This is a genomic window from Actinomycetes bacterium, from assembly GCA_035489715.1.
Classification (GTDB): domain Bacteria; phylum Actinomycetota; class Actinomycetes; order JACCUZ01; family JACCUZ01; genus DATHAP01.
Genome location: DATHAP010000143.1, coordinates 1 through 7,881, shown reverse-complemented (window position 1 = coordinate 7,881; position 7,881 = coordinate 1). Strand labels below are relative to the sequence as shown.

General features: G+C 73.4%; 5 protein-coding genes. 3 read left to right on the top strand and 2 right to left on the bottom strand.

The window, feature by feature from the left end; translation table 11 throughout:
- Positions 1-445: 445 nt before the first annotated feature.
- Positions 446-1,051: a class F sortase gene (locus VK640_11620; GenBank protein HTE73831.1), complete on the top strand. Its 606-nt coding sequence runs from the start codon at positions 446-448 to the stop codon at positions 1,049-1,051.
- A 6-nt stretch (positions 1,052-1,057) separates the two neighbouring features.
- Here the strand turns inward: VK640_11620 and VK640_11615 are convergent, their stop codons facing one another.
- Together VK640_11615 and guaA are read right to left on the bottom strand one after the other, a co-directional pair.
- Positions 1,058-2,671: an MFS transporter gene (locus VK640_11615; protein HTE73830.1), complete on the bottom strand. Its 1,614-nt coding sequence runs from the start codon at positions 2,669-2,671 to the stop codon at positions 1,058-1,060.
- A 12-nt stretch (positions 2,672-2,683) separates the two neighbouring features.
- Positions 2,684-4,276: a glutamine-hydrolyzing GMP synthase gene (gene guaA, locus VK640_11610; protein HTE73829.1), complete on the bottom strand. Its 1,593-nt coding sequence runs from the start codon at positions 4,274-4,276 to the stop codon at positions 2,684-2,686.
- Between the two features lie 61 nt (positions 4,277-4,337).
- On the opposite strand from guaA, the gene VK640_11605 reads away from it, so the two are divergent.
- Positions 4,338-6,068 (top strand): ABC transporter ATP-binding protein, encoded by a 1,731-nt coding sequence (locus tag VK640_11605; GenBank protein HTE73828.1) that lies wholly within the window; start codon positions 4,338-4,340, stop codon positions 6,066-6,068.
- Positions 6,065-7,810: an ABC transporter ATP-binding protein gene (locus tag VK640_11600; GenBank protein ID HTE73827.1), complete on the top strand. Its 1,746-nt coding sequence runs from the start codon at positions 6,065-6,067 to the stop codon at positions 7,808-7,810. Before VK640_11605 ends, VK640_11600 begins: the two co-directional genes overlap by 4 nt.
- Positions 7,811-7,881: the final 71 nt, after the last annotated feature.

Genomic DNA, 7,881 nt, shown 5'->3' with positions numbered 1-7,881 from the left:
CGACGTACCGCCACGGTGTCAAGGAACAGTAGGCGACCCCAGCTGGTCGTGGACCCGCCGGTCGGCCCAGAACGCCTCCATGGCCGGCGCGTCTGGGGCGCCTGCGCCGGGGAAGGACCGTCCGGCCTCGACGAGCGCCTCGGCGACGGTGCCGTGGAGCGAGCCGCGGGCCCGGTGTTCGATGCAGCTCCCCCGGCAGCAGGCCGGCGAGCTCCTCGTCGCCCGCGGCCGGGTCGGCGGTGGCGGTGTCGCGGCGCCAGAACGGCATGATTCGATCTCGTAGCCCAGAGTGACCGAGAGGTACCCCGTCGTGGCCGGGTGCACCCGTTCGGCCCGACCTGGTCCCGACACGTGGGGGAACTTCCCGATTTCGCCTCCCGTCCCCGCGATGCGCGCGTACCGTCGACCTTCCGAGCAGCCCGACGCAACAACCCTGGAGGAGCCGGTGAGGCGGACCGGAGCAGTCCTCGTGGCGGTGGCGGTGGCCACGTCGTCCTTCTGGCTGAGCACCGGTGGCACAGCCACGGCGCAGCCGGTGTCCACGGCGGACACCGCGTCGACGGCGGCGGCCTCGGGCTGCCCCTCGACGCTCAACAAGCCGCTGACCCCGAGGCGCATCACCATCAAGGGCATCACCTACCGGGCGAAGGTCATCATGCCGCCGCGCGAGGCCGGCCGGGTGCCGGGCGATCCGCCCCTGACCGAGGCCGGCAAGGAGATGTTCGCGTTCGACAAGTACACGGGCATCTATCCCGGCAGCAAGTTCGGCGTGGTGCGGATGAACGCCCACGTGTGGCCCGACGGCAGCGCGGTCGGCAACCGGATGCTGAAGAAGATGACGATCGGCAAGCGGATCGTGGTCCTCGGCAAGACCAAGAAGATCTGCTACCGGGTCGTCGACAAGGTGGTCGTGGACGCCGACAGGACGCTGCTGCGCTACTACCGGCTGGACGGCCCGCCGCGGCTGGGCATCGTCGTCTGCTCCGGCAAGCGGCTCGGCCCGGGCGTGTGGACCAAGCGCACCGTCTGGTTCGCCAAGCCCTCCGCCTGACCGCTCTCAGCTCGGCTCGGCCGCCCCGGCACGTCCGACCGGGGCGGTCGGCACCAGCCTGGTGAAGAAGAGGCTGACCAGCGCGAGCAGCGCGAGCGCGGCCAGGCTGACCCGGAGCGCTGAGATCCGCGCCGTCTCGTTCTCGTCCACCAGGGCGCTGACCTCGGCGGCCGGCAGGCCGGCGTCCTGCAGCCCCTCCTCGAGGTCGGCGTCGGACACGAACGGGATGCCGCCGACCAGCTCGACCTCGGCGGTCGCGACCAGCTGGTCGGGCACGTCCGGGTTCTGGTCGATGCCCTGGAGGAACGACGTGGTCAGCCCGGCCACCAGGATCGACCCGGCCAGCGCGGTGCCGAGGGACGCCCCCAGGTTCGTCATCGTGTTCTGCAGCCCGCCCACCTCGCCGCTGGCCTCGTCGGGGACCGACGAGACCGTCACCGCGCCGAGCTGGGAGGCCAGCGCCCCCACGCCGAGGCCGGCCAGCAGGAGCGGCACCGTGACCACCTCGGCCCCGGCGCCGGCCTCGAGGCCGCCGATCAGCGACAGGATGCCGGCGAGCAGCAGGCCCAGGCCGCACCGCACCACCGTGCGCGGAGAAGCGGCGGGCAGGAACCTGGGGATGCCGAGAGCGGCGACGAGCAGGGTCACCGAGAGCGGCATCAGCTGCAGCCCGGTCTCGAACGCGCTCAGCCCGAGGGCGACGGACAGGAACAACGGCACCGTGAAGAACAGCCCGGCCTGGAGCAGGAACTGGAAGAAGAACATGGTGATTCCGCCCACCAGCCGGGCGTTGCGGAGCAGCTCGGTGCGCACCAGCGGCTCGCGGCCCGCGGCGAGCACCCGGTCCTCCCAGGCGAGGAACAGCCGGATCACGGCCAGCCCGCCGATGACCAGCCAGAGAGTCGGGGAGAGGCCAAGCCACGACGGCCCACCGGCCTTCGGCTGCACCCAACCCCACTCGCCCGAGCGGAGCACGCCGAAGACCAGCAGGCCCAAGCCCAGGGCCGACAGCACGACGCCCACGAGATCGAGCCGGAACCTGCCCTCGGCAGGGACATCCTGCATCCGCCGCGTCATGAGCAGGATCACGAGCACGATGACGACCTCGCCGGCGAAGACCAGTCGCCAGGTCCACAGGGTCGTCACGAGCCCGCCGATCAGTGGGCCCGCCGCGACCGCGATGGCACCCGCCGAGGCCACCAGGCCGTAGGCCCGGGGCCTGCCCTCGGGCGGGAAGTTGGCCGCGACCAGGGCCACGATGGCCGGCATGATCAGGGCGGCGCCGACGCCTTCGAGCACGGACCACCCGATCATCAGGACGAGGAGGTTCGGCGCCAGCGCGGTGGTGAGCGAGCCGACTCCGTAGATGATGCAGCCGATCGCGAAGGCGCGACGTCTCCCCCACAGGCTGCCCAGCTTCCCGCCGGTGATCATCAGGGTGGCCATCACGAGCGTGTAGAACGTGATCGCCGTCTGGATCCCGGTGACCGTGGTGCCCACGTCCTCGGCGACCTGGGCGATGGACACGTTCATCACCGAGCTGTCCAGGGTCATCAGGAACTGCGACGAGGCAAGCGTGAGCAGCACGACGCCCGCGGCATTGCGAGTTCCGGTCGCCATCAGGTCAGGGGGTCATTCCCACTCGATGGTGCCGGGCGGCTTCGAGGTCAGGTCCAGCGTCACCCGGTTGACCTCGCGCACCTCGTTGGTGATGCGGGTCGAGATCCGGGCCAGCACGTCGTAGGGCACCCGGGTCCAGTCAGCGGTCATCGCGTCCTCGGACGACACCGGGCGGAGCACGACCGGGTGGCCGTAGGTGCGCTCGTCGCCCTGGACGCCGACGGAGCGCACGTCGGCGAGCAGGACCACCGGGCACTGCCAGATCGCACGGTCCAGCCCGGCCGCGGTGAGCTCCTCACGGGCGATCGCGTCGGCCTCGCGCAGGACGTCCAGCCGCTCCTGGGTCACCTCGCCGATGATCCTGATGCCGAGGCCGGGGCCGGGGAACGGCTGCCGCCAGACGATCGCCTCGGGCAGGCCCAGCTCGAGGCCGACGCGGCGGACCTCGTCCTTGAACAGCGTCCGCAGCGGCTCCACCAGCCCGAACTGCAGGTCGTCGGGGAGCCCGCCGACGTTGTGGTGAGACTTGATGTTGGCGGTGCCGGTGCCGCCGCCGGACTCGACGACGTCGGGGTAGAGCGTGCCCTGCACGAGGAACTCGACCGACTCCCCCTCGGCGCCGGCCTCGTCGACCACCTCGCGGGCCGACTCCTCGAACACCCGGATGAACTCGCGGCCGATCGCCTTGCGCTTCTGCTCCGGGTCGCTGACCCCGGCGAGCGCGTCCAGGAAGCGCTTCGCGGCGTCGGCGACCTTGAGGCGGACTCCCGTCGCCGCGACGAAGTCGCGCTCCACCTGCTCCGCCTCTCCCTTGCGCAGCAGGCCGTGGTCGACGAAGACGCAGGTGAGCTGGTCGCCGACGGCCCGGTGGACCAGCGCCGCCGCCACCGCGGAGTCGACGCCGCCGGAGAGCCCGCACACCACGCGCTTGTCGCCGACCTGCGCACGGATGGCCTCGACCTGTTCGTCGATGACGCCGGTCATCGTCCACGACGGCTCGAGGCCGGCCACCTCGTACAGGAAGTGCTCGAGCACCGCCTGGCCGTGGTCGCTGTGCAGCACCTCGGGATGGAACTGCACGCCGGCAAGCCGTCGCACGGCGTCCTCGAAGGCCGCGACCGGCGTGTCCGTCGTCCGCGCGACGACGTCGAACCCGTCCGGTGCCTCGGACACCGCGTCGTTGTGCGACATCCAGACCGACTGCTCACGCGGCAGCCCGTGGAAGAGGGTCGGGTCGGCCCCGACGACCTCGAGCGAGGTGCGGCCGAACTCCGCGCTGCCGGTGCGCGCGACCGTGCCCCCCAGGGCGAGCGCCATCGCCTGGAAGCCGTAGCAGATGCCCAAGGCCGGCACCCCGGCGGTGAAGAGGGCCGGGTCGACGGTCGGCGCGCCCGGCGCGTAGACCGAGGACGGGCCGCCGGACAGGATGATCGCGGCCGGCCGGCGGGCGAGGATCTCGGCGACCGGGGTCGTCGACGGCACGATCTCGCTGTAGACCCGGGCCTCGCGGACCCGCCGCGCGATCAGCTGGGCGTACTGCGCGCCGAAATCGACGACGAGCACCGTGCCGTGGGTGCCGGAGCTGCCGGCCTCGGGGGCTGCCACGGCCAGAGTCTAGGAGAAACCCGGTTTATCCGAGGTCCTGCCACGCGTACGGTCGATCGACGTGCGCCACCTCCCGTTCGACGACCCGGGTCGGCCCGACCTCCGGTCGCCGGCCCGGTTCCTGCTGTGGACGGGGCGCCAGCAGCTGCCGACGATCGGCGTCGGCGTCGTCTACGGCGTGACCTGGATGGTCGCGCAGGCTCTGATGCCCTTCGCGATCGGCCGCGGGCTGCAGGCGGGCGTCGCCGACGAGGACCTGTCGGCGGCCGCCCGATGGTCGGCCGTCGTCCTCGGGCTCGCGGCCGTCCAGGCGGTGTTCGGGGTGCTGCGGCACCGGATCGCGGTCGACAACTGGCTGCGCGCGTCCTTCCGCGCGATGCAGCTGCTCGGGCGGCACAGCGCGCAGGTCGGGGTCGCGGTCCGGCGCCGGCTGCCGACCGGAGAGGTGGTGGCGGCCGCGACGAACGACGCCCTGCACATCGGCTCGGCCTTCGACATCACCGCTCGGCTCGCGGGCGCCGTCATCTCGTACGTCGTCGTGGCGGTCATCCTGCTGGACACCTCCGTCTTCCTCGGGACGGTCGTCCTGCTCGGCGTGCCCGCCATGGTGCTCGTCATGGGGCCGGTCGTGCGCCCGCTGCAGCGCCGCCAGCACGTCCAGCGCGAGGTGGCCGGCCAGCTGACCGCGCTCGGCGCCGACACCGTCGCCGGGCTGCGGGTGCTGCGCGGCATCGGCGGCGAGCCGGCCTTCCTCGACCGCTACCGCCGCCGGTCCGAGGAGCTGCGCCAGGCCGGCCTGCACGTCGCCGCCCCCCAGGCCACGCTGGACTCCGCCCAGGTGCTGCTGCCCGGTGTCTTCCTCGTCGTCGTCACCTGGCTGAGCGCCCGACTGGCGCTGGAGGGCACGATCGACATCGGCGCCGTCGTCGCGTTCTACGGCTACGCCTTCTTCCTCGTCATCCCGATCCGCACCGCGGTCGAGGCGGCCGACAAGGTGACCAGGTCACTGGTCGGTGCGCGGCGCATCGTCGCCGTCCTGCAGACGGAGCCCGAGGTCCGCGACGCGGCCGACCCGGCGACCGAGCCACCGCCCGGCGCGGCCCTGCACGACGCACGGTCCGGCTTCTCGCCCGACCCGGGCCGCCTCACAGCGGTGGTCTCCGCCGACCCCGACGAGTCCGCGGCGCTGGCACACCGGCTCGGCCGGCTCAGCCGCGACGACGACGGGGTGAGCCTCGGCGGTGTGCCGATCCGCGACCTCCCGCTGGCCGCGGTGCGTGGCCGGGTCGTTGTGTCCGAGGCGGACGCGCGACTGTTCACCGGGGTGCTGCGGGACGAGCTCGACCCGTGGGGCCGGGCCCGCGACGACGCCGACCTGCTGGCGGCGGTCCACGTCGCCGCCGCCCAGGACGTCCTCGAGGCGCTGCCCGAGGGCCTCGACGCCGCGGTGGACGAGGCCGGCCGCGGCTTCTCCGGCGGTCAGCGGCAGCGGGTCGCGCTGGCCCGCGTCGTCGCCGCCGACCCCGAGGTCCTGGTGCTGGTCGAGCCGACCAGCTCGGTCGACGCCCACACCGAGCTGCTCGTGGCCGACCGGCTGCACCGGGCCCGGCACGCCGTCGACGGCGAGCGCACCACCGTCGTCGTCACCGCCAGCCCGCTGCTGCTCGATCGCTGCGACGAGGTGGCCTTCCTGGTCGACGGCGTCGTCGTCGACCGCGGCAGCCATCGCGAGCTGCTCGCCGAGAACCCCGGCTACCGCCGGACCGTCACCCGAGGGGAGGACGACCGATGAGTGCCAGGTCGACGCTGCTCCCGGTCGCCACCCCCAGCCAGGTCAGGCAGCACACCCGGGTGCTGGTCGCCCGCCACCGCAAGGCGCTCGTCGGCATGCTCGCCCTCAACGCGCTGGCCGCGCTGGCCGGCCTGGTCGGGCCGCGGCTGCTCGGCGAGCTGGTCGGCTCGCTGCAGGACGGCACGACGACAGAGCACGTCGACCGGATCGCCGCCCTGCTGGCCGGCGCCGTGCTGGCCCAGACGCTGCTGACCTGGCTGGCCCGCCGGGCCGGCTTCGTGCTCGGCGAGACGGTCTTCGCCGGGCTGCGCGAGAACTACCTGGCCCGGGTCCTGTCGCTGCCGCTGTCCACGGTGGAGCGGGCCGGCACCGGCGACCTGGTCACCCGCAGCACCGGCGACATCGAGGCCCTGTCCCGGACGGTGCGCTTCGCCATGCCCGAGGTCCTCGTCGCGACGGTCACCGTCGCTCTCACCGTCGTGGCGGCCTTCCTCACCAGCCCGCTGCTCGCCCTGCCCCTGCTGGCCGGCGCGCCGTTGATCGCGGTCGGCACCCGTTGGTACCTGGCCCGGGCCCCGCAGGGCTACCTGGCCGAGCGCGAGGCCTATGCGCAGTACAACGGCTCGCTGGCCGAGACCGTCGACGGTGCCCGCACGGTCGAGGCGCTCGGTCTGGCGGACCGCCGGATCGCCCGGATCGAGGGCGACCTGGACCAGGCCCACGCGGCCGAGCGCTACACGCTGCGGCTGCGCACGATCTGGTTTCCGACGATGGAGGTGGCCTACGCGATCCCGGCGACCCTGAGCCTGGTGTGGGGCGGCTGGCTGGTCTCCGAAGGACAGGCGACCCTGGCCGAGGTCACCGCGGTGACCCTCTACGCCGTGCAGATCGTCGACCCGGTCGACCGGCTCATCTCCTGGCTCGACGAGGTGCAGGTCGGCGCGACCGCGCTGGCCCGCATCCTCGGCGTTGAGCAGGTGCCACCGGACCGGACCGCCCAGGACACAGAGCCGGCCGACGAGCACGTGCGGGTCGAGGACGTCCGCTTCGCCTACCGGGAGGACCGCGACGTGCTGCACGGCATCGACCTCGACCTGCGGCCGGGCGAGCGGCTGGCCATGGTCGGGCCGTCCGGCGCCGGGAAGTCGACCCTGGGCCGGCTGCTCGCCGGCGTCCACCCGCCGCGCACCGGCCGGGTCACCGTCGGCGACGTACCCCTCGTCGACCTCCCGCTGGACGACCTGCGGGGACACGTGGTGCTGGTCACCCAGGAGCACCACGTCTTCGTCGGCACGGTGGCCGAGAACCTCCTGCTCGCCCGTCCCGACGCCGACGGGGAGGCCCTGCGCGAGGCCCTGGCCGCGGTCGACGCCCTGCCCTGGGTGCTGGCGCTGCCGGACGGGCTCGGCACCGAAGTCGGCTCCGGCGGCCGGGCGCTCACCGCCGCCCAGGCCCAGCAGGTCGCGCTCGCCCGACTGGTGCTCGCCGACCCGCACACGCTGGTGCTCGACGAGGCGACCTCGCTGATCGACCCGCGGGCCGCTCGGCACATGGAGCGTTCGCTCGCGGCGGTGCTCGAAGGCAGGACGGTGATCGCGATCGCCCACCGGCTCTACACCGCGCACGACGCGGACCGGGTCGCGGTGGTCGAGGACGGGCGGATCAGCGAGCTGGGCTCACACGACGAGCTGGTCGCGGCCGACGGCTCCTACGCCGCCCTCTGGCGTTCCTGGAACGGCTGAGCGGCTAGCTGAGCGGGTCGCTGAGGAGCTGCTCGAAGGCGAGCTCGGCGGCGCCGAGCAGGGCCGCGTCC